At 65.9% G+C, this 21,853-nt stretch carries 23 protein-coding genes; 12 read left to right on the forward strand and 11 right to left on the reverse strand.

What is annotated here, in order from left to right:
* The first annotated feature begins 28 nt into the window (after positions 1 to 28).
* Entirely contained in the window at positions 29 to 220 is a 192-nt protein-coding gene (locus tag BM244_RS11750) for a hypothetical protein (RefSeq protein ID WP_093399163.1), read from the forward strand.
* A 156-nt stretch (positions 221 to 376) separates the two neighbouring features.
* Here BM244_RS11750 and BM244_RS11755 read toward each other — a convergent pair whose 3' ends face one another.
* The 4 genes from BM244_RS11755 to BM244_RS11770 form a co-directional block, all read right to left on the reverse strand.
* Positions 377 to 622, reverse strand: a complete 246-nt coding sequence (locus BM244_RS11755) for a hypothetical protein (protein ID WP_254784417.1) — start codon at positions 620 to 622, stop codon at positions 377 to 379.
* Positions 623 to 789: 167 nt separating this feature from the next.
* Positions 790 to 1,428 carry a LysE family translocator gene (locus tag BM244_RS11760; RefSeq protein ID WP_093399164.1) on the reverse strand — a complete coding sequence of 213 codons (639 nt, stop codon included), beginning with the start codon at positions 1,426 to 1,428 and terminating at the stop codon, positions 790 to 792.
* 291 nt (positions 1,429 to 1,719) lie between these two features.
* The gene (locus BM244_RS11765; RefSeq protein ID WP_093399165.1) at positions 1,720 to 3,123 is read right to left on the reverse strand and encodes an NAD(P)H-dependent flavin oxidoreductase; all 1,404 of its coding nucleotides are present in this window, start codon (positions 3,121 to 3,123) and stop codon (positions 1,720 to 1,722) included.
* Positions 3,124 to 3,192: 69 nt separating this feature from the next.
* Positions 3,193 to 4,329, reverse strand: a complete 1,137-nt coding sequence (locus BM244_RS11770) for a glycosyltransferase (RefSeq protein WP_093399166.1) — start codon at positions 4,327 to 4,329, stop codon at positions 3,193 to 3,195.
* Positions 4,330 to 4,531: 202 nt separating this feature from the next.
* Here BM244_RS11770 and BM244_RS11775 point away from each other — a divergent pair, with 202 nt between their 5' ends.
* Complete coding sequence (locus tag BM244_RS11775) at positions 4,532 to 5,485, forward strand: hypothetical protein (RefSeq protein ID WP_093399167.1); 954 nt, start codon at positions 4,532 to 4,534, stop codon at positions 5,483 to 5,485.
* Positions 5,486 to 5,530: 45 nt separating this feature from the next.
* Here BM244_RS11775 and BM244_RS11780 read toward each other — a convergent pair whose 3' ends face one another.
* The 3 genes from BM244_RS11780 to BM244_RS11790 form a co-directional block, all read right to left on the reverse strand.
* Positions 5,531 to 6,637 carry a glycoside hydrolase family 130 protein gene (locus tag BM244_RS11780; protein ID WP_093399168.1) on the reverse strand — a complete coding sequence of 369 codons (1,107 nt, stop codon included), beginning with the start codon at positions 6,635 to 6,637 and terminating at the stop codon, positions 5,531 to 5,533.
* Positions 6,638 to 6,760: 123 nt separating this feature from the next.
* The gene (locus BM244_RS11785) at positions 6,761 to 7,519 is read right to left on the reverse strand and encodes an SDR family oxidoreductase (protein WP_093399169.1); all 759 of its coding nucleotides are present in this window, start codon (positions 7,517 to 7,519) and stop codon (positions 6,761 to 6,763) included.
* Between the two features lie 53 nt (positions 7,520 to 7,572).
* Positions 7,573 to 8,454 carry an alpha/beta fold hydrolase gene (locus BM244_RS11790; RefSeq protein ID WP_093399538.1) on the reverse strand — a complete coding sequence of 294 codons (882 nt, stop codon included), beginning with the start codon at positions 8,452 to 8,454 and terminating at the stop codon, positions 7,573 to 7,575.
* Positions 8,455 to 8,491: 37 nt separating this feature from the next.
* Here BM244_RS11790 and BM244_RS11795 point away from each other — a divergent pair, with 37 nt between their 5' ends.
* The 7 genes from BM244_RS11795 to BM244_RS11825 all read left to right on the forward strand — a co-directional run bounded on the left by BM244_RS11795 (position 8,492) and on the right by BM244_RS11825 (position 15,585).
* Complete coding sequence (locus tag BM244_RS11795) at positions 8,492 to 9,853, forward strand: protein adenylyltransferase SelO family protein (protein ID WP_093399170.1); 1,362 nt, start codon at positions 8,492 to 8,494, stop codon at positions 9,851 to 9,853.
* A 171-nt stretch (positions 9,854 to 10,024) separates the two neighbouring features.
* Positions 10,025 to 11,434 carry a succinylglutamate-semialdehyde dehydrogenase gene (astD, locus tag BM244_RS11800; protein WP_093399171.1) on the forward strand — a complete coding sequence of 470 codons (1,410 nt, stop codon included), beginning with the start codon at positions 10,025 to 10,027 and terminating at the stop codon, positions 11,432 to 11,434.
* A 255-nt stretch (positions 11,435 to 11,689) separates the two neighbouring features.
* Positions 11,690 to 12,481 (forward strand): uroporphyrinogen-III C-methyltransferase, encoded by a 792-nt coding sequence (gene cobA, locus BM244_RS11805; protein ID WP_093399172.1) that lies wholly within the window; start codon positions 11,690 to 11,692, stop codon positions 12,479 to 12,481.
* Positions 12,478 to 12,774 carry a DUF2849 domain-containing protein gene (locus BM244_RS11810; protein WP_093399173.1) on the forward strand — a complete coding sequence of 99 codons (297 nt, stop codon included), beginning with the start codon at positions 12,478 to 12,480 and terminating at the stop codon, positions 12,772 to 12,774. The genes cobA and BM244_RS11810 overlap by 4 nt, the downstream gene beginning before the upstream one ends.
* A gap of 1 nt (position 12,775) precedes the next feature.
* Positions 12,776 to 14,407, forward strand: a complete 1,632-nt coding sequence (locus BM244_RS11815; RefSeq protein ID WP_093399174.1) for a nitrite/sulfite reductase — start codon at positions 12,776 to 12,778, stop codon at positions 14,405 to 14,407.
* Positions 14,400 to 14,840, forward strand: coding sequence for a DUF934 domain-containing protein (locus tag BM244_RS11820; RefSeq protein WP_056050673.1), 441 nt, complete (start codon positions 14,400 to 14,402; stop codon positions 14,838 to 14,840). The genes BM244_RS11815 and BM244_RS11820 overlap by 8 nt, the downstream gene beginning before the upstream one ends.
* Complete coding sequence (locus BM244_RS11825) at positions 14,833 to 15,585, forward strand: phosphoadenylyl-sulfate reductase (protein WP_093399175.1); 753 nt, start codon at positions 14,833 to 14,835, stop codon at positions 15,583 to 15,585. Before BM244_RS11820 ends, BM244_RS11825 begins: the two co-directional genes overlap by 8 nt.
* Positions 15,586 to 15,751: 166 nt before the next feature.
* Here the strand turns inward: BM244_RS11825 and BM244_RS11830 are convergent, their stop codons facing one another.
* A complete protein-coding gene (locus BM244_RS11830) occupies positions 15,752 to 17,242 on the reverse strand; it encodes a replicative DNA helicase (RefSeq protein ID WP_056050676.1) in 1,491 nt (496 codons plus the stop codon).
* A 256-nt stretch (positions 17,243 to 17,498) separates the two neighbouring features.
* Between BM244_RS11830 and BM244_RS11835 the strand changes: the two genes are divergently transcribed.
* The 3 genes from BM244_RS11835 to BM244_RS11845 are packed head-to-tail and all read left to right on the forward strand — an operon-like array spanning position 17,499 to position 19,112.
* Positions 17,499 to 17,981, forward strand: coding sequence for a UPF0262 family protein (locus tag BM244_RS11835; RefSeq protein WP_056050677.1), 483 nt, complete (start codon positions 17,499 to 17,501; stop codon positions 17,979 to 17,981).
* A 7-nt stretch (positions 17,982 to 17,988) separates the two neighbouring features.
* A complete protein-coding gene (locus tag BM244_RS11840) occupies positions 17,989 to 18,666 on the forward strand; it encodes a glycoside hydrolase family 25 protein (RefSeq protein WP_093399176.1) in 678 nt (225 codons plus the stop codon).
* A complete protein-coding gene (locus BM244_RS11845; RefSeq protein WP_093399177.1) occupies positions 18,663 to 19,112 on the forward strand; it encodes a cytidine deaminase in 450 nt (149 codons plus the stop codon). The genes BM244_RS11840 and BM244_RS11845 overlap by 4 nt, the downstream gene beginning before the upstream one ends.
* On the opposite strand, the gene BM244_RS11850 is transcribed toward BM244_RS11845, so the two are convergent.
* From BM244_RS11850 to BM244_RS11860, 3 genes are all read right to left on the reverse strand, one after another.
* Positions 19,109 to 19,813 carry an HPP family protein gene (locus tag BM244_RS11850; protein WP_093399178.1) on the reverse strand — a complete coding sequence of 235 codons (705 nt, stop codon included), beginning with the start codon at positions 19,811 to 19,813 and terminating at the stop codon, positions 19,109 to 19,111. The two genes, BM244_RS11845 and BM244_RS11850, sit on opposite strands and share 4 nt — an antisense overlap.
* Before the next feature lie 88 nt (positions 19,814 to 19,901).
* Positions 19,902 to 20,735 (reverse strand): CheR family methyltransferase, encoded by an 834-nt coding sequence (locus BM244_RS11855; protein WP_093399539.1) that lies wholly within the window; start codon positions 20,733 to 20,735, stop codon positions 19,902 to 19,904.
* Entirely contained in the window at positions 20,735 to 21,799 is a 1,065-nt protein-coding gene (locus BM244_RS11860; protein WP_093399179.1) for a chemotaxis protein CheB, read from the reverse strand. The genes BM244_RS11855 and BM244_RS11860 overlap by 1 nt, the downstream gene beginning before the upstream one ends.
* Positions 21,800 to 21,853: the final 54 nt, after the last annotated feature.

Below are 21,853 nucleotides of genomic sequence, written 5' to 3' on the forward strand. Positions count from 1 at the left end.
TACCCCCGGAGAGACAGGAGTATCCAAGATGAAGAAGTTTGCCGTTTCCGCCCTGCTGGTCGCATCCGCCGTGTCGATGAGCGCATGCTCGACGCTCAAGGGTGCGGGTATCGGTGCTGCGGGTGGTGCAGGCGTTGCCGCCGCGACCGGCGGTAGTGTCGAGAAGGGTGCGGCCGTCGGTGGCGCTGGCGGCGCAGTGGTCGGCACGGTCGCCGACTGATACGCTACCGCGCAACATGAACGATCCTCCCCCGGCAGGGGGAGGTGGCACCGAAGGTGACGGAGCGGGAGGATACGGAGCAAAGGCTGCCCTTTCCTCCCCGTCCGTCTGGCAAGGGCAGCCACCTCCCCCTGGCGGGGGAGGATCGCGACGCTCTTAAACCGCGCGCATCCAGTGGGTTCGCGCTACCGTCCCGGTCAGGACCTTCGATCCGAACGCCTTGATGATCTTCGCGGCATCCGCGCTGTTCATCAGCACGACGCGCGTACCGCCCGATGGCAGCGTCTCGATCGCACTGATGATCGCGTCATGCTTCTTGCACATTGCGACGACCTGGGGCTGTTCGACGCTGACGTTGACCGCCCGCGAGATCGGCACGACCGTATCGGTGCCCGTCGTCACGATGCGATCCCTGAGGTCACGATGGCTGAAGTGATCGTCATGCGGCATTCCCGGCTCGGAGCGGGAGCGCAAAGCATCTCTCAGTCGCAACCTGCCCGTACGAAGCGCCACGATGGCTCAGCTATGCGCGCTATTGCCCCGAACGGCAATGGCGCAGCACGCTCATGCTATGCTCGCACGCGCAGCAAAGCGAGACCGAAACCAACGAAGATCGCCCCCGTTACGCGGTCGAACGCGCGTCGCAAGGCCGGGCGCGTCAGATAGCGCGCGAGCGTCCGCCCACCGGCTGCATACATGCCGTACCAGAAGCTCTCGACCACCGCGAAGGTCACCACGAGGATCGCGAACTGCGGCGCCTGCGGTAAGGCGCGGTCGACGAACTGCGGCAGGAATGCTGCGGCGAACAACAGCAGCTTGGGATTGCTGATCCCGATCACGAAACCGCCGCGGTAAAGGCGCCACGCCGACACGGTCGGGGGGAGCGCCACCGGCGTCGTGTCGTCGCCGACGTCGATCGGAGACCCCGCCCCGCGCCACGCCTTGATCCCGAGGAATATGAGGTACGCGACGCCGGCATAGCGCAGCGCATCGAATACCCGAGGCCATGCCGCGAGCAGCGCCGACACGCCCGCCGCCGACGCCGCCAGCACGAGCACCAGCGCGGTCAGGCAGCCGGCCATCGCCGCGACACTGCGCCGCGCGCCGAACGCGATGCTGCGCGTCATGACGTGCAGCATGTTGGGTCCGGGCGTTCCGCACAGGAGGAATATCGCGACCACGAACAACCACCAGGCGTGTAACGTCATAGGTGCATCCTATTCCTGTTGAGCTTGCGCAACGAGATGCCGCAACCAATCCGATTCCGGACCTGTTCGGGGCATCTCTTGTCGAAACAAGGGTGCGGCCGCGTTCGAACGTAGGTCCACCCTTCCTTGTTCTCCCGCAAAGGCGGGAGCCCAGACTGGGTCCCCGCCTTCGCGGGGAAACACGCTAGCCTTCTCTCCAGGCGATAAACGCCGATCTGCTTCAAGGCTCAAGGTGTCGCAAAGCCGATGCTATCGAAAGTTCGACATCATCGCTACGCGACGCCACTCGCCTCAGTCCCCCGTCAAAATCCGATCGACCAGCTGCCCGACGCTCGGCACGAAGCCGTTCGAATAGAACGGGTCCTTCTTGAAATTATACGCCGCATGGCCCGCGAACATCAGATTTTGATCGATGTCCCCACCATGCGCGATGTCCTGCAACGTCTTCTGGATGCAGAAGCTGCGCGGGTCGGCCAGACGCCCGGTCGAGTTGGTCTCGGTATCCGCCCAGCTCGAAAACGAGCATTGCGACAGGCAGCCCATGCAGTCGGCCTGATCCTTGCGGATCATGCCCTTCTCGGTCGGGCTGACGAACACCAGCGTGTTGTCCGGCGTCTTCAGTGCGTCGGTATAGCCCTCGCCAAACCAGCCGCGCGCGCGCAGCAGGTCGTTGCGGGTCACCCAGAAGTTCTTGCCCTTCACGCCGACGTCGAGCTGGAAGACGTGATCGCCCGCCTCCTGCGTCGAGAACGCGATCTGGCGCTCGGAACGTGCTTCGAGCGAGCGCAGGAACGGATTGCGCACCGCCGACGAGTAGAACCCGGTCGGCGAGAATTTGTGCAGCAGCACGTCGCCAGGCTCGATCTGCGTCAGCGCGTTCTTCCAGCCCTCGGGGATCGGGCTTTCGCGCGTAAGCAGAGGCCGCGTGCCGAACTGGAACGCGATCGTGCCGAGCTCGGGATTGTCGATCCAGTCGTTCCAGTCGCGCAGATACCAGACGCCGCCCGCCATCACGATCGGCACGTCGTCGCTGATGCCGCCTTCGCGCATCACATCGCGCAGTTCCTTCACGCGCGGATACGGGTCCTGCGGCTTCAACGGGTCCTCGGCGTTCGACAGGCCATTATGCCCGCCTGCCAGCCACGGATCCTCGTACACCACCGCGGCGAGCCATTCGGCTGCTTTGGAATACGCCCGCTTCCACAGCGCGCGGAAGGCGCGGCCGGAGCTCACGATCGGCAGATAGCTGACGCCGTAGGACGCGGTGATCTCGGACAGCTTGTACGGCATGCCCGCACCGCAGGTGACACCGGCGACCTTGCCGCGCGTGCGTTCGAGAACGCCGTGCAGAATCCGCTGCGCGCCGCCCATTTCCCACAGTACGTTGATGTTGATCGCGCCCTTGCCGTCGGCGATCTCGTAGGCGCGCTCGACCTGCTGGACCGCGCCTTCGATCGCGTATTCGACGAGTTCCTCGTGCCGGGCGCGCCGCGTCAGCGCCGCATAGACCTGCGGGATGATCTTGCCGTCGGGATCGTAGCTGTCCGCGTTGACCGCCGAGACGGTGCCGATGCCCCCGGCCGCAGCCCAGGCGCCGGCCGACGCGTGGTTGGTCGCGGCGACGCCCTTGCCGCCCTCAACCAGAGGCCAGACTTCCCGACCGTTATAGACGATAGGCTTCAGGCCCTTGAACACGACGTCACCTCTCCCGGAAAATACGGCCCCCTATATCGCAAGGACGCAGCGTGCGAGCAATATTACGACCTAGGTTAGCGCGCCCGGACGGTTCAAGGCGTCTTCGTACAGTGCGCGATAGCGAGCGATCATAACCGCTTCGTCGAATTCGGCCCGCGCCTTGGCCTGGTTCGCGGCGCCTACCGAGGCGCGCAGAGCGGGATCGACAACCAGCGCCTGCAACGCATCACGCAGCCGGACCTCGTTGGCGATCTCGGTCACGAACGGCAAATTGTCGGGCGAGACCATCTGCTTGATATCGCCGACCGGATAGCTCGCGATCGGCAGGCCCGCCGCCATCGCCTCGACCACCGAAATCGGAAACTGCTCGCTCCGCGACGACACCGCCAGCATGTCGAAGTGACCGATATAGCGGTAGGGACGGTCGAGGAACCCGGGCAACACCAGCTTGTCCGCCATCCCCATCGCGGCCGCCGCTTGCAGGATATTGGCGCGCTCCGGCCCCTCCCCGACTATCACCAGCCGTACTCGACCCGAAACGCCGCCGACCGCCCGCACCAGGGCGGTCAGGTCCTTCACGTCGCGCAAACCCGCGAGCGCACCGATCACGACTTCCCTGGCGTTGGGCGTAAAGCCCGGAATCGCCTTCGGCTCGGGTTTCGGCGCGTAATAGGCGGTGCCGATCCCGTTGACGATCCGGTGGACCCGCTCGCGCGGCTGCTTCCACGTTTTCAGCGCGATGCCCTCCAGCACTTCGGACGGCACCGCGAGCGCATGCGCCGCACCCAGCGCAAGCCGGCGATAGATGTTGCGCTCGATCTTCAACCCGCCCGCCTCGTCGGCGTTGAACCCGTCCTCGTGGTGCACGAGCGGCGGCGCGCCCTTCGCGAACGCCCGCCGCGCCATTGCCCCGTCGATCGCACCCCAGTTATACGTCAGCACCAGGTCGAACCGCCGCATATACTGCGCGATCGCCTCGTAGCGCTTGACCGAGGGTTTGCCCGTCAGCGGCGGCGGGTTCTGCGCGATCTCGTAACGCACCCCCTTCGCGATCGAGTCCCGCGCGCTCAGGGCATCCGGTACGCCCGACACGATGGTATGCTTCGCCCGATCCCCAAAAGCATTCATCAACCGAACCGCCCGCGCCTCCTTGCCGCCCAGGTCGAAGGAGGAGTGGAGGTGGAGGATGTTGAGGGGTGCGGCCATGGCCGACCGATGCCCTAAGTCGGCGTTGCGTTTCAAGCATGGGATATGAAGGCGCCACAATCCGGCGCGAAAGCGGATGCTCCAGTACGGAGGAGGTTACGCAATACTCCCGCGCCGCCCCTGATACCCTCTGCTCACCCCGTACGTCACCGACACGCTGTGACCGAACGGGACATTGCACTGAAAATTTCGGGGGAAATTTATGAGATACGCAGGATTCATAGCAGGTCTGATCGCGTGCGTTGTCACGCCGGCACTTGCCCAAACCGAACCGGTCGCCGGGTCGATCCCGTCGACGACCACCTCGGCGCCATCGACATCCACCTTGGCACCGACCGCGCCCGCGGAGTTCCTCGTTGGTCCAATCGAGATCATCCAGGACGTCAACGGAACGCCGGTCAGGGTGGTGGCCAACGATTATTTTCAGGTGGTCGGCAAAGCCGACGGACTGCATCTGATTTCCAGGCTGGAACTGGACCTATCCGACCTTCAGCAGAAGTTTCCGTCGATTATCGGTGCCTTACCGTTGCCCAGCGATAATTGTGGTAGCTACAAACCGGACAATCTGATCGTCACGCTGCCCACGCGCGAACTGCGTGCTGAAGGCGATCATGCGACCATGGCGATTGCCGGCAAGGTCGATGTCTGGAGCTGTTTCGAAAACCCCATTCCGAAGATCACGATACGGTGGAAGAAGAGGTTTGGAATTCCGTATCCTGTCCTCGAGCGGGCGCCGGGCGACCCGTTCAAGAACAAAAGCGCGTCCCAGCCTTTCGAAGCGACGCTGCCGATCTACTTCCGCAAGATGAACGACACATCGCTCGGCATCGTCACGGGAGTCCCCAACGTCAAACTCAAGGGCCAGTATGTCTTCATTACGAACGGCATTCTAAACCTCGCCAGGATCGACATCAACGAGGAAGCAAGGAAGGCCTTGAGCAAGGCGATCGCGCCGAACGACCTTATAAAGTCCATTCCGGATGAATTCGTGGCGATGAACCCAACGATCCACGATGCGACGTTCTACGCCAAGGATGGGCTGCTGTCCGCCCGCGTCAACGCTAGCGCGATCATACCGCCAGCGAAGATTACCGAGTGGATTACGCTCATGATGACAAAGCCGACGCCGACGCCGGTTCCAACACCGGCTCCGTGATCGAACCGCGGGAGTCGTCTCTGACGCCTCCCGCGGCTACGGACGTCAGGCGAACACATCCTTCGCCACATGCGTAATCCGGCACGCCAAGTCCGCTTCTCCACTCGCGACGACGTAGAAGTCGCCCGCGTCGGCGATACCGGTCGTGAAGACGACGTTGTCGAGGTACAGGCTGTCCTTCAGCGGCTCGGTCAGCACGGGGTTCGGCTCGAGCAACGGCTTGTGCTCGGTCGCTACCGTGATCGACGGATCGTCCCTGTCGAGGATCGACCAATAGGTGCGATAGATCCCGACCACGCCCGACGGCTCGACGCCATGCCACAAGGTCAGCCAGCCGCGATCGGTCAGGATCGGGGGCGCGCCGCCGCCCATCCGCGCGGTCGAGACGGTGGCGGCATGCGGCCGGATGCCGGGCTTGTCGTGCGGCTTCCAGTGCAACGCATCGGGCGAGCGCGACAGGTTGATCGACGGCCCGCTGCGCCATTCGCTGCCCGGTGGATACGCGAAATACAGGTCGCCGAGCGGCCGGGTCTGCGCCCAATACTGCCCGTCGATCAGGCCCTCGAAGATCAGCATGTCCTTGTTCTGGTGATCGAGCACGATGCCCTCGAGCTGCCAGTCGAGCGCGTCGGCGGAGGTGTACAGCGTCGTCGAGTGCCGCTCCGGGCTGACCGAGCAGGTGGTCATCAGATAGCGGTCGCCGACCTTCGAGATCCGCGCATCCTCGACGCCGTAGCATTGGTACGACGTGCGCGGCGCGATCGCCTTGTCGTAATGGATCGCGACGACCGAGCGCCCCTCCGCGTCCAGCTCGACCGGGAGCAGCCACGACAGCGACGTCAGCGCCATCACCTTCCAGCCGCCACCGGGGATCAGGAATTTACGCGGATCCTTGGTATCGACCATCTGCAACGGCCACGCATCGAGCAGATATGCACCGTCCTGCCAGCGGATCGCGTGGACGTTGCCGTTCTTGACCGGCTGCTTCAGCGCTTCGGCGACGCGCACCATCAGCAGCAGGTTGCCGTTCGCCAGCCGCGTCATCCCCGGGTTGAACGCACCGAGCACATAGGTCTCGGCGCCGACCTTTCCCGCCAGCGGCGAGCGCGACAGGTCGATGTCGGCGGGGGTGAAGACGAGCTGGTCGAACATGGAAGCCTCCTAAGTGGTTACCTCAGCGCTCTGGCTGTTCCCCCGCGAAGGCAGGGGCCCAGGAGCCACAAACGCCGTTCCCAGTGACCCTGGGCTCCCGCCTTCGCGGGGGAACAGAAGGGATTACTCCCCCTCGAGCGCCCGCGGGACGATCACGATCTGCTGGATCACGGTCCGGGTCGGCTGCGTCAGCACGAACTCCACCCCGACCGCGATGTCCTCGGCGCGCAGCATCTGCTCCGCCTCGATCATCTGGCGCTGCTTCTCGTCGGGTACGTCGGGATACTGCATGTTCGACCCGACCTTGCCCGGCTCGACCAGCGATACCTTGACCCCCTTCGGCCCCAGCTCGCGCCGCAACGCCTCCGAGAAGCCGGCGATCCCGGACTTCACCCCGGCATACACCGTCGAGCTCGGCCCGAGGATATGCGCGCTCAGCGAGCCGATGATGACGATGTCGCTGATCGGCTTCATGCGGTGAGCGGCGTGATGCGCGCTCAGCAGATAGGCGGTAAAGTCGACCGCGATCGCATAGCGGAGTTCGTCCTCGCTCATCTGCGTCAGGCCGCCCGCCGCGACCGCGGCGTTGATCACGGTGATGTCGAACCCGCCGAGATACGCTTCGCCCGCGTCGAAGAACGCGCGAACCTTGTCGGGATCGGCCAGTTCGGTGACCATCCCGTCGCCCTCGCCGACTTCGCGGATACGCGCCAGCGCGTCCTGCAGATACCGTTCGTCGCGCCCGCAGATATAGACCTTGGCGCCCTCGGCCGCGAGCAGCACCGCGATCGCCCGGCCGATCCCGGTGGTCCCCCCGGTAATGATCGCGCGGCGGCCCTTGAGCGGGCGAACGGTCGTGTGGGCGTCGGAGAGTTCGGTCATCAAGTATCCCGGCTTGTCAGCAGATTGGCGGCGAAACGCTCGCCGCCATCCCTCTAAGCGCGGATCGCGGCCCCCTCAAGCGCGCCCGCCAGCAACCGGTCGATCGGCTCCTGCAGCATCGTCTCGCTCAGCGTCGGCGCGTGGCCGACGCCCGGCACCGTCACGAGTTCAGCCCGATCGAGCGATGCCGCCATCCGCTCCGCCGTCGCCGCCGACAGCAGGTCGGACCGTCCACCTCGCACGATCAGCGTCGGCACGTCGCGGAGCGAGGCCAGCGCCTGCCACATGTCCGGCCCCGCCTCGTTCCCCGGCACGCGGAACGGCTCGGCGATCTTCAGATCATAGTCCAGCACAATGCGCCCCGAACTGTTGAGCCGGTACAGCCGCTTGGCCATCGCCAGCCAATCCTCGATCTGCCAGTCGGGATAGACGTCGGCGTTGTTCTCGGAGACGCAGCGCGCGGCATGCATCCAGGTCGGGAACACGCTCGCCTTGCCGACATACCCTCGGATACGCGACAGACCTTGCGCGTCGATCTCCGGGCCCACGTCGTTCAGCAACGCCGCCATCATTCGGCCGCGCGACGGTCCCGCCATCAGCATCGCGACGATACCCCCGAGCGACGTGCCGAACGCGATATACCGATCGATACCGAGTTCGGTCAGCAACGCCTCGACGTCCTGCACGTACGTCAGCGGGACATACGACATCGGATCCTTCGCATACGCGCTCTCGCCGCGTCCGCGAAAGTCTATGGCGATCAGGCGCCAGCGCCCGGCCAACCGCGCCGCCAGCGCATCGAAATCGCGCGCGTTGCGCGTGAGCCCTGCCATGCAGATGATCGGCGGCTGGCCTTCCTTGCCCCCCGGATAGTCCCTTGCGTGCAGTCTCAGCCCGTCGTTGGACCACCAATAGAGGTTTTCATAAGCGGCCATGGTTGCGTCCTTCGGGTAACGGCCACCATATCGCCGCATGCCTATCGACCCGCAAGCCTATCACCCCGAAGCAAAGCTCCTCGACCTCGGCGACGGCTTCTTCGATCCCGTCGCGCCCGCCGACTTCCCCGAGACGCGAACCCGCTTCCGCAACGACCGCGCCGCGGCTCAGGTCGGCCTCGACACGTTGACGGATGACGAATGGACGCGTCATCTCGGCCGGTTCGAGCCCCTCCCCGGCACGCTCCCCCAGCCGCTCGCGCTGCGCTATCACGGTCATCAGTTCCGCAACTACAATCCCGATCTCGGCGACGGTCGCGGCTTCACCTTCGCGCAGATGCGCGACGACCGGAGCCGCCTGATGGACCTCGGTACCAAGGGATCGGGCCAGACCCCGTGGAGCCGTGCGGGCGACGGTCGCCTCACGCTCAAGGGCGGCATGCGCGAGATACTCGCCACCGAGATGCTCGAGGCGCTCAACGTTCCGACCTCGCGGACGCTGTCGCTGATCGAAACCGGTGAGGAATTGCAGCGCGGCGACGAGCCCAGTCCGACCCGCTCCGCGGTCCTCGTCCGCCTCAACCACAGCCACGTCCGCATCGGCAGCTTCCAGCGCCTCGCCTACCACCGCGACGAAGCGGGATTGCGCAAGCTCGTCGGCTACACGCTGCGCAACCTCTACGACGAGGACAGCGACGATCCGGTCCGCCTGCTCGACCTCGTCGTCGGCCGCACCGCAAGGCTGGCCGCACGCTACATGGCGGCGGGCTTCGTCCACGGCGTTCTCAATTCCGACAACATCAACGTCACCGGTGAGAGCTTCGACTACGGCCCGTGGCGGTTCGCCCCGACCTGGGACCCCGCGTTCACCGCCGCCTATTTCGACCATCAGGGCCTCTACGCGTTCGGCCGCCAGCCCGAGGCAATCCACTGGGACGTGATGCAACTCGCCGTCGCGCTTCGCCAGATCGCAGAGAGCGATCCACTGGTCGCCGCGCTCGACCAGTTCGGTCCGCGCTATCAACCCGAGGTCACGCAGGCGATCCTCTGGCGCCTCGGCGTCCGTCCCCGCGATCCGGACACCGACCGCGACCTCGTCCAGGCCACCGAACGCGCGCTGCGCACCTCAGGGGTGGGCATCGACCGTTTCTTCTTCGACGCGTTCGGTGGCGACCTGCCCGAAGCCTACGCCGAACCCTGGACCGAGGTTCGCACCGCGCTCGCCGCCTACGAACCCCGGAAAGACCGCTCGCACCCGTACTGGGCGGGCGAGCCCTGCAGCATGCTGATCGACGAGGTGGAGGCGATCTGGGCACCGATCGCCGAGGACGACGACTGGATGCTGCTCAATGCCAAGGTCGCTGCGATCCGCACGATGGGCGAAGCACTAGCCCAGTAATTTCTCCCCTCCCTGGAAGGGAGGGGTTGGGGGTGGGTAGGTCAGCTCGAGCCGCGAGCGTCTGAACTCATCGAAGCCGACCCACCCCCGACCCCTCCCTTCCAGGGAGGGGGGAAGAAGACGGCGCATCCCCCAGTGGAAACTCACCGCGAATCAAGGCAAGAGCCGCAGATGTCCGAGATCATCTCCTACGAACCGGCCACCGGCGCGATTCTCTGGCGTCAACCAATCGGCGACGTCGATGCCGAAGTCGCCTGCGCGCGTGCCGGGTGGTCGAGCTGGGCATCGAAACCGCTCGCCTTCCGGATCGAGACGATGCGGCGCTTCGCCAACATCGTCCGACAGCGCAACGATGCTTTCACCGACCTGATCGCGCGCGAGACCGGCAAGCCGATCTGGGAAGCGCGCGGCGAAGTCGAGACCGTCATCGCCAAGGTCGACATCTCGGTCAGCGCCTATGCCGATCGCACCGCGCAGCGTCGCCTGGAGGCGACGATGGGCTCGCGCATCGCCGTCCGGCACAAGCCGCACGGCGTGCTCGCGGTGCTCGGGCCGTACAATTTCCCCGCGCATTTGCCCAACGGCCACATCGTCCCGGCGCTGATCGCGGGCAACGCGGTGGTCTTCAAGCCGTCTGAAAAGACCCCTGCGGTCGGCGCGTTCCTGGTCGAATGTTTCCGTGCCGCCGGGGTACCGTCGGAATGCATCCGCCTCGTCATCGGCGGCCCCGACGAAGGCAAGGCACTCGCCGCGCATCCCGATATCGACGGGCTGCTGTTCACCGGCTCGGCCAGCACCGGACTCGCGCTGAACCGCGCGTTCGCCGACAAGCCGGAAAAGATCCTTGCGCTCGAGATGGGCGGCAACAACCCGATCGTGGTCTGGGACACGCCCGACCTGCACACCGCGGCGATCCTGATCATCCAGTCCGCCTTCACCACCGCCGGCCAGCGCTGCACCGCGGCCCGTCGGCTGATCGTCGACACCAAGCTCTACGACCCGCTGATCGCGACCGTGGACAAGATGGTCGGCAGGATCATCGTCGGTGAACCGCACGCCAACCCCGCCCCGTTCATGGGCCCGGTGATCGACAACCAAGCGGCCGAGCAGTTGACCGAGAGCTTCCTCGAACTGCTCAAGCGCGGCGGCCGCCCAATCCGCCATCTCGAACGCCCGGTCGCGGACCTGCCGTTCCTGAAACCCGCGCTGATCGACGTCACGGACATCGCCGACCGCCCCGATATCGAGCTGTTCGGGCCGATCCTCCAGATCGTTCGCGTCGACGATTTCGACGCCGCGATCGCCGAGGCGAACAACACGCGCTACGGCCTGTCCGCGTCGTTGATCAGCCAGACGCCAGCGCTGTACGACCGGTTCTGGGCAAACATCCGCGCCGGCATTGTCAATTGGAACAAGCCGACCAACGGCGCCTCGTCGGGCGCTCCGTTCGGCGGCATCGGCTGGTCGGGCAACCACCGTCCGAGCGCCTATTATGCGGCCGATTATTGCGCCTACCCGGTCGTCAGCAGCGAATCCGAAAGCGCGCGTGCGTCCATCGGCATTGGCCTCGCCGACGGCTGACCGCGAAATCGGCATGGTCGCCCCAAGTTGTCGATTGCAGGCTTGGCCAAAGCACCCCCCGTCATTCCCGCGCAGGCGGGAACCCATACTGGCCGGCCTTGCAGCAGGATTGCATGCGCTCGACGATATGGGTCCCCGCCTCCGCGGGGATGACGAAGGGTGGGACGACCCCATCCGTCGCGCAAAAGCAATCCTACCTCCCGCCAAAGCATCATTCGGTTGCAGCGCAGCGCCCATCCGCCCATCTCCGGTCGCATGGCAAGCCTCCTAGACCCCACCGCCCGCGGGCGCGTCATACTCGTCGGGGCGGGGCCGGGCGATCCCGGGCTCCTCACCGTCCGCGCGGTCGAGGCGCTGAAGACCGCCGACGTCGTCGTACATGACGGGCTGATCGACCCGCGCGTGCTCGACATCGCGCCGCCGGAAGCGCAGCGCATTTCGGTCGCCAAGCAGCGCGCGCGCCACACGCTGCCGCAGGAGGCGATCAACGCGCTGATCATCGCGCACGTGAAGACCGGCGCGATCGTCATCCGGCTCAAGGGCGGCGACCCGTTCGTGTTCGGTCGCGGCGGCGAGGAGGTCGAGGCGGTTCGCGCTGCGGGTCTCCCCGTCGAAGTGATTCCTGGCGTCTCGGCCGCACTCGGTTGCGCTGCTGAGGCGATGCTGCCGTTGACGCACCGCGATCATTCGAGCGCGGTCAGCTTCGTCGCGGGCCAGTGCAAGGGTTTGACCGAGCAGGACTGGTCCGGGCTTGCCGGCCAGGGCCGCACGCTCGTGATCTACATGGGCGTCGCCACGGCGACCGAGATTGCCGACAAGCTGATGGCCGACGGCGTCGCGCCCGACATGCCCGTCGCCGTGCTCGAACGCGGCACGCTACAAGGTAGCCGCGCGATCCGCACGTTGCTTGCCGATCTCGGCCCGATGGTGACGCGCGAGGCGGTCAAGAGCCCCGCGATCATCGTCGTCGGCGAAGTCGTCGAACTCTCCGACGCCGAAGACAAACTCGCCCGCTGGGCCCGCGTAGCAGAGGACGCCGCCGCATGAAGCTGTTGACCGGAAACGACCTTCCCACCGGCGACGTCGTCTGGTGGACCGGCAATGGCTGGTCGCGCCACATTGAGGACGCGGCCGACGTCGGCGTCGCGGGTGAAGCGATCCTCCAGGCGGAGGAAGGCGCGCGCCGGGTCAACGTCCCCTATCTCATCGAGGCGACGCAGACCGACGACGGCCCCCGCCCCGCCCACATCAAGGACCGCATCCGCGCGCTCGGCCCGACGATGCGGCCCGACCTGACCCTCAAACCCGCCGACCCCAATGCCGGCAGCTGGGTAATCTGATATGTATAAATACGACGAATACGACCAGGCGATCGTCGACCAGCGCGTCGACGAATTCCGCGATCAGGTCCGCCGCCGCCTCTCCGGTGAGCTGACCGAGGACCAGTTCAAGCCGCTGCGGCTGATGAATGGCCTTTACCTCCAGCTGCACGCGTACATGCTGCGCGTGGCGGTGCCGTACGGGACGCTCGACGGCCGCCAGATGCGGATGCTTGGGCATATCGCGCGAAAGTACGATCGCGGTTACGGGCATTTCACCACGCGGCAGAACATCCAGTTCAACTGGATACAGCTCGACCAGACCCCGGACATCCTCCAGGAACTGGCGACGGTCGAGATGCATGCCATCCAGACCAGCGGCAACTGCATCCGCAACATCAGTTCCGACCAGTTCGCCGGCGCCGCCGCGGACGAGGTCGCGGATCCACGCCCCTGGGCCGAGCTGATCCGCCAATGGTCGACGTTCCACCCGGAATTCACGTTCCTGCCGCGGAAGTTCAAGATCTGCGTAATCGCGGCTGACGAGGATCGTGCGGCGATGCGGCTGCACGACATCGGCATCGGGTTGCACGTCCGCGACGGCGAACTCGGCGCGAAGATCTTCGTAGGCGGCGGCATGGGTCGCACGCCGATGATCAGCCACGAGATCCGCGATTTCGTTCCCGCCGACGACCTGATGAGCTATCTCGAGGCGTGCCTGCGCGTCTACAATCGCTACGGCCGCCGCGACAACATCTACAAGGCGCGGATCAAGATCCTGCTGCACGAGATCGGCCCCGACGAATATCGCCGCCAGGTCGAGGAGGAGTTCGCCGCGGTGAAGGGCCTCGGCCTCGATCCTCCGCGCGCGGAACTGGAGCGCATCACGAGCCATTTCGGCGCGCCTGACTTCGACGCCAACGCCTCGACCAACATCGACCGCAGCGATCCCGACTTCGCGGTCTGGCTCGACCAGAACGTCAAGGCCCACAAGCAGCCGGGCTATGCGATCGTCAACATCAGCCTGAAGCCGATCGGTGGCATCCCCGGCGACGCGTCGGCGGACCAGATCGACGTGATGGCCGACCTCGGCACGCGCTACAGCTTCGACGAACTGCGCGTCACGCACGCGCAGAACATCGTCCTGCCGCACGTCCGCATCGCCGACCTGCACGCGGTGTGGTCGGCGCTGAACGACGCCGGGCTCGCCGAGGCCAATCTCGACCTGATCAGCGATATCATCGCCTGCCCCGGTCTGGATTACTGCAGCCTCGCCAACGCGCGCTCGATCCCGCTCGCGCAGAAGATCGCGACTCGCTTCGGCAGTCTCGATCGCCAGCGTGACCTTGGCGAACTGAAGCTCAAGATCAGCGGCTGCATCAACGCGTGCGGGCATCATCACGCGGGCCACATCGGCATCCTCGGCGTCGACAAGAAGGGCACCGAGAATTACCAGCTCTCGCTCGGCGGTTCGGGCGCGGAGGACGTGAGCCTCGCGAAGATCACCGGCCCCGGTTTCTCCGAGGACGGCGTGGTCGACGCGATCGAACGCGTCACCGACCGGTACCTGCAGGTCCGCGATCCCGGCGAGCGTTTCCTCGACACCTACCGCCGCGTCGGCTTCGAGACGTTCAAGGAGGCGATCTATGGTTGAGTATCCGGACCAGACGCTGCTCCGCTTCCGCGACGACGAGCCGCATGACGAGCCTGCGGTGACGCTCGACTCGTTCATCGGCCAGAGCAACGCCGCCGCCGTGCGCCTCGAAGCGGGCGACGATGCCCGCGCGCTGTTGCCGCAGATCGACCAGCTAGCGCTGATCGAGGTGAGCTTCCCCGGCTACCGCGACGGGCGCGGCTATTCGTCCGCGCGGATCCTCCGCGAGGCGGGCTATACCGGTGAACTGCGTGCGCAGGGCGATGTGCTGGTCGACCAGATCCCGTTGATGCGGCGCTGCGGGTTCGACAGCTTCGCACCGCAGGCACCGATCGATATCGACGTGCTGCGTGCGAGCCTGGAACGCTACGACACGCCGTACCAGAAGGCGGCGGACGGTGCCGTGCCGGTGTGGAAGCTGCGCCATGGGTGAGCCCGCGCGCCAACTCGACATGATCGACGTCACGCCGGCGTTCACGCGCGCCGACGCGGTGGCGATGCAGGACCGGTTCGAAGGCATCTCCGCGCAGGAGATGCTGTTCGAACTGCTGGTCGGCGAGTTGCGCGGGCGGATTGCGGCGGTGTCGTCGTTCGGCGCGGAGTCGGCGGTGCTGCTGCACATGGTCGCGCAGGTCGATGTCGATGTGCCGGTGGTGTTCACGAATACGCAGAAGATGTTCGGCGAGACGCTGGCGTATCGCGACGAGCTAGCGGAGAAATTGGGCTTCACCGACCTGCGCGTGTTCCGTCCCGATCCGCGGTTGCTCGCGATCAAGGACAAGACGGGGCTGCGCTGGTCCTATGATCCCGATGGCTGCTGTGATCTTCGCAAGGTGGAGCCGTTGCGGCGCGCGCTCGCCCCATTCGATGCGTGGATTTCAGGACGGAAGGGGTTCCAGTCGGGCACCCGTACCGCTCTCCCCCGCTTCGAAGAGGACGAGGGCCGCTTGAAGATTAACCCGCTGGCGGATTGGGACAAGGCCAAGCTCGACGCCTATTTTGCCGAGCATGAGTTGCCGCGACATCCGCTGGAAGCGCAAGGCTATCTCTCGATCGGCTGCGCGCCCTGCACGACCAAGGTCGCCCCCGGCGAAGACCCGCGCGCAGGCCGCTGGCGCAGTTTCGACAAGGTCGAATGCGGCATCCACGCGCCTACCGATTACGATCCGATGATCTAACCACTTTCCCTCGCCCCTACGGGGAGAGGGAGGGAGGAGCCACTTGGCGACGGAAGGGAGAGGGGAGTTGGGATGCGACGTCCCGAGCCACACTCCCCTCTCCCTTCCCACCGCAAGAGCGGCGGGCCCCTTCCCTCTCCCCGCAGGGGCGAGGGAGACGATGACCTCAATACTCCGCCAGATCCGAGAACTTGGTGATCGTCGGATCGAACTTCATCCGGACCTTCCCCGTCGCGCCATGGCGCTGCTTGGCGATGATCAGCTCCGCCAGGCCGTAGACCCGCTCCATCTCCGCCGCCCACGACGCATGGTCCTCGAAGATCTTCGAGCTGTCGCCCTCCGCCGGGCGCTTGGGCTCCTTCGACGCGACGTAATAGTCCTCGCGGTACACGAACCAGACCATGTCGGCGTCCTGCTCGATCGAACCGGATTCGCGAAGATCCGACAGCATAGGCGTCTTGTCCTCGCGCGATTCCACCGCACGCGACAGCTGCGACAGTGCCAGCACCGGGACGTTGAGGTCCTTCGCCAAGGTCTTCAGGCCGCGCGAAATCTCGGAGATTTCCTGGACGCGGTTGCCGTCCTTGCTCTTGCCCGAGCCCGACAACAGCTGGAGGTAATCGACCACCACCAGCCCTATCTCGTTGTTGTGCCGACGCTGCAACCGGCGGACGCGCGTATGCAGCGCGCCGATCGAGAGACCACCGGTGTCGTCGATGAACAGGGGCAGATTCTCAAGCTCGGCTGCGGCGGCGGCGAGCTGTGCGAACTCGGTGCGGCTGATCTTACCCATGCGGAGTGATTCGGAACTGATCTGCGACTGCTCGGCGAGAATACGCGTCGCCAGCTGATCCGCGGACATTTCCAGCGAGAAGAACGCGACCTTTGCGCCGACCGAGTCCTTCGGCGCGATTCCGTCGGCCATGTCGCGCATCCAGCGCCGCGCGGCGTTGAACGCGATGTTGGTGGCGAGCGACGTCTTGCCCATGCCCGGACGGCCGGCGAGGATCATGAGATCGCTGTGATGCATGCCGCCGATCTTCGCGTTGATCGAATCGATGCCGGTGGTGACACCCGACAGATTGCCGCCAGAGTTCAGCGCGCGCTCGGCCATCTTGACCGCCGCGGTCGTTGCCTGCGCGAACGACTTCACCGTGTTCTCGGAACCGCCATCCGCCGCGACCTTGAACAGCTCCTCCTCGGCGAGTTCGATCTGCGCACGCGGATTGACCTCCTCGGAGGTGTCCATCGCGCGATCGACCAGCGTGCGACCGACCGACACGAGCGCGCGAAGCATCGCGAGGTCGTAGATCTGCTGCGCGAACTGGCGCGCACCGATCAGGCCCGCGCCGCTGCCGGTCAGCCCCGCCAGATACGCCGGCCCGCCTAGTTCGCGCATACCCTCGTCCGCATCGAACATCGGCCGCAGCGTCACCGGCGTCACCAGCATGTCGTTGCCGCGCAGCGTCTTGATCGCCGCGAAGATGCGTCCGTGGACGGGTTCGAAGAAATGGCCGGGTTCGAGCTTGTCGACGAGATCGTCCGCGAGCCGGTTGTCGATCATCATCGCGCCGAGCATCGCCGCCTCGGCCTCGACGTTGCGGGGAAGCTGCTGCGGTTCGGGGACAGCGGGAACGGGGAATGCGAGAGTTGCCATCCCCTGCACCTACGCGATGCGAAGCGTCGGGTCCAAGCGCACTGCGACGGAATGTGGGGATAAGTCGCCTTCTTCGCCCCTCCCTGAAAGGGAGGGGTCGGGGGTGGGTCGGCTTCCGCATCATGGAACGGTTGCGGCCAAAGCCGGCCTACCCACCCCCAGCCCCTCCCTTTCAGGGAGGGGAGCGCGTGTCGCTCTTGGCTTGCGCGCGCTCAGACCAAGTGACAGGCGATACGACCCCCGCTATCGAACCGGTATGGCCGACCCGCGGATCATCGACGTGCAACTCGACGAGACCAGTCTCGGCTGGCGCTCGCCAGACGTCGAGCAGGAGCGGCGGATCGCGATCTTCGACCTGATCGAGGGCAATCACTTCGCCCCGCAGCGAGCCTATGCCGACGGCTATGCCGGGCCGTACAAGATCAAGCTGCAGTCGGAGGAAGGCCGCCTCGGCATCCATATCCATCGCGAAGACGACACGCATCTCGAGACTTTGGTGCTCGCGCTCGGGCGCTTCCGCCGGCCGATCCGCGATTATTTCGCGATCTGCGACAGCTATTACCAAGCGATCCGGCAATCCTCCCCCGCGCAGATCGAGACGGTCGACATGGCGCGCCGCGGCGTCCACAACGAAGCTGCCGAGCTGCTCAAGGAGCGCCTCGACGGCAAGATCGAGGTCGATTTCGACACTGCGCGACGGCTGTTCACGCTGATCTGCGTCCTCCACATCCGCAACTAGAAGACCCATGGCTCACGCACTTTTGAAATTCGCGGCCGCGCTCGCCGCGACCGGCTTTGTCGGCATCTGCGGCTGGACCGCGGCCACCGGATGGCACCCCGACGTCAAACACTACCCGTTGCAGGGCATCGATCTCGCCGAGAACCCCGGCACGGTCGAATGGGGCACGGTGCGCGCAAGCGGCGCCGACTTCGCCTATATCGTCGCGACGTCGGGCACCGACCGCCGCGATCCGACATTCGAGGCGAACTGGGCGGCGCTGCCCGACGCCGGCCTGCGTCGCGGTGCGGTCCACGTCTATTCCTTGTGCCAGCGCGCGGACGAGCAAGCGAACGCGTTCAACACCTTCGTACCGCGAACGTCGGACGCATTGCCGACCGCGGTCGACATCGCGTTCCACGACGACTGTACCGCGCGGCCCGACCGCGCGACGCTGATCGCCGACATCGCGCAGTTCGTGACGATGGTCGAGACGCACACCCGGCAGCCGGTGATGCTGCGGATCAGCAAAGCGGTGGATTCGAAATACACGCTGTCGGATGCCGTCCCGCGGCCGCTATGGGCGGTGGAGAATATCCTCAAGCCCGACTACACCGCGCGACCGTGGCGGATGTGGCGCGCGAGCGATTTCCGCCGCATCGACGGGATCGAGGGACCGGTGAACTGGGACGTGGTGGCATCATGAACGAACAAGCAACGCAACTCGTGGCCGCAGCACGCGATGCGTCGCGCAACGCGCACGCGCCCTATTCGCGGTTCGCGGTCGGTGCCGCGGTGCTGCTTGACGACGGCACGGTGATCACCGGCGCAAACTTCGAGAATGCGAGCTACGGCCTGTCGCTCTGTGCCGAGACTGTTGCGATCGCCACCGCCAGCGCCGCAGGCCGGCTCCGCGATATCGTCGCGATCGGCGTGATCGGCGGTGCGATGGACGCCGACGGCCGCGCCACCGGCACGTCCCCCGTCAGTCCCTGTGGGCGTTGTCGCCAGGTCATCAACGAAGCCGCGCAGATGGGTAAGCGTGACCTGCCGGTGCATTGCGGCGCGGCGGAAGGTGATGCGATCCGCACCTATGTCGTATCGGAATTGCTGCCTGATGCGTTCGGCCCGGCGGACCTGGGGGTCAGCTAAGCCGCGCGTCCTACGGGGCCGCCGCCAGCCATGCGCGTACGCCGTTGGGTTGCGTGATATTCGACACGACCAAACAGCAGGTCCAGGTCCTCGCGGCTTACGTCGAGTGTTTCGCCGAGATCGGCGAGCGCCTTGTCGAGATCCTCGGCGCGGAGCGCGGCTTCGATCGGCGCAGGCACGGCGACGGGCACACGGTGCGGGTAGCTGTGCCCTGAAAACCGGTGGAACAGGATTCCGCACGCCGTCAGTATGATGGCGTTCAGCGCGATCGGGATGAGCACGAACGCGAAGCCTGCGTCGATGACGGCAGGGCCTCCGATGACCGCGGTTAACGCGACCGCACCGGCCGGCGGATGCAGCGACCGGGTCAGCGACATCATGAGGATCGCAGCACCTACCGCGATTGGGGCTGCGAGTTCGGGCACCGGTACGAGCATCCTGACCGCGACCCCGACCAGCGCAGCGATACTGTTCCCGCCGATGACCGACCAGGGTTGCGCCAGCGGGCTCGCCGGTACCGCGAACACTAGGACCGCGGCGGCCCCCATCGGCGCGGCGATCAGCAGGAATGGTCCGTGCGGGTGAACGAACGCCGCACTGATCGCGCTGGTTAGGCCAATGCCGAGCACCGCGCCCAGACAGGCTCGGAGTCGATCCCCGAGGTTTCCGCCTGCGAGAATAGGATCGAAGAGTTTGCGCATGCGAGACACCCGGTGGACGATGGCTGGTCCATATGGCGGGATCGCCCGCAAGTCACGGCGGCGTGCCGGCCGGTCGGAGGTGGACCGATTACTCCTGTGCGGGGATCTCGTAGAAGCCGCGGAACCGCTTGCTCGGCGCGAAGGCGCTAGTCTGGCCGATCACGGTTTCGCCTGCCCCCATGACCAGCACGCCGCCCGGTTTCATCGCCTTGGCGATTTTCGGGAACACCTCGGCCTTGGTGTCGGGGGACAAGTATAACAGCACGTTGCGGCACAGGACGACGTCAAACTGTCCCGATGGGGCTGGATCGGATACCAGGTTCATCCGGCGAAACGCGACCATCGCGAGAAGCTCGGGCTTCGCCACCCAGTCGCTGCCGGTCGTGTCGAACCAGCGAACCATGCGACGCACCGGCAGCCCGCGCTGGATCTCGAACTGAGAGAAGCGACCGGACCGCGCGCGCGCGACGGCGGCATCCGACACGTCGGTGGCGACGATCTCGGGCAGCGGCGCACCGCTCGCCTCGCGCCGCTCGGCGAACTGCATCGCGAGCGACAGCGGCTCCTGCCCGGTCGAACAGCCCGCGCACCAGATTCGCGCGCGACGACCGTCATGCTCGGCTTGGGCGACGGTCTCGGCGAGCATCTCGAACACCTGCGCGTCGCGGAAGAACGACGTCTCCTGGTTGACGAGCGCATCGACGATGGAGTCGCCGATCGAACGATCGCTTCCCTGCAGCAACTGGGTCACCAATTGGTCGAGCGTCTCGAGCTTGCGTGCGCGCAACAGGGGTTTCAACGCGGTGTCGAGCCGCCATGAGCGATACGCGGCGATCTGCTGCCCGGTACGTGCCTCGAGCAAGGCGGTCAGGACGTTGATTGCGGTCTGCGACGCGGCGGGTGCGGGAACGGCGCGAGGCATCATGGTCGACGCCGCGTTGCGACAAGACGGCCGATAGCGTCCGGCGCCAGCACTGCGTCCGCAATGCCCGCCGAAGCGATGGCGCCGGGCATGCCCCATACGACCGAACTCGCCTGATCCTGCACGACGACGCACCCGCCGCCATCATGCACGCGCCGCGCCCCTTCGGCACCGTCGCGCCCCATGCCGCTCAGCACGATTGCCAGCAGGCGCGGGCCATAGACGTCGGCGAGCGACGCCAGCATCGGATCGACCGACGGCATGCAGCCGCTTGCTGCCACGTCGCGGGTCAGGCGGAACGCCGCCCCCCCCTCGGACAACCTGACGCATTTGAGATGCGCGTCGCCTGGTGCGATGATGATCCGTCCCGGCCGGATCCGCGTCCGGTCGGTCGCGACCTCGCACGGTCGCCCGGCAAGCTGTGCGACCTGCGCCGCGAAATACGGCATGAAGGAGGCCGGCAAATGCTGGGTGACGACGATCGGCAGCCGGAACCCGGCGGGAAGCTCGCGGAACATCCGGCTCAGCGCATGAATACCGCCCGTGGATGCCCCGATTGCGACGATGTCAAAATCGTCGATCGACGATACCGGGCGGACCGGCGGCGCCTGTACTGGGGGAGGTGGTACGATGGAGGATGGCGCGGCGGGCGAGCGCACGACCAACGCAGGCGGCATTCTCGTGGGATATTCGCACAGCGTCTCGAGCTTGCTGACCAACGCCGAACCGAACCGCGTGGACAATGCACTGGTAGACGGCTTGGTCAGCGTTTCGGCAGCACCAAGCGTCAGCGCGCGGACGGCGGTAGCACCGCCCTCGTCCGCGCTCGACGACACGATCAGGACCTTGGCCCCCCTCCCCGCCGCGATAAGGTCGGGGAGCGCGCTGAGTCCATCGATCCCCGGCATCTCGATGTCGAGCAGGATGAAGTCGACGCTTGCCCGATCGAGAAATGCCAGCGCCGCGGCGGCGGTGCCGACGGCACCAACCACCGAAAAACGGTCGCTAGCGTCGATCAACCGGGCGATCACCGCCCGCGCGACAACCGAATCGTCGACGATCAATACACTTGCGGCATCGAGACCGTCGCGATTCCCAGGCCGCGCAGCGATGTGAGG

This window comes from Sphingomonas sp. OK281, from assembly GCF_900115295.1.
In the GTDB taxonomy this organism is placed as follows: domain Bacteria; phylum Pseudomonadota; class Alphaproteobacteria; order Sphingomonadales; family Sphingomonadaceae; genus Sphingomonas.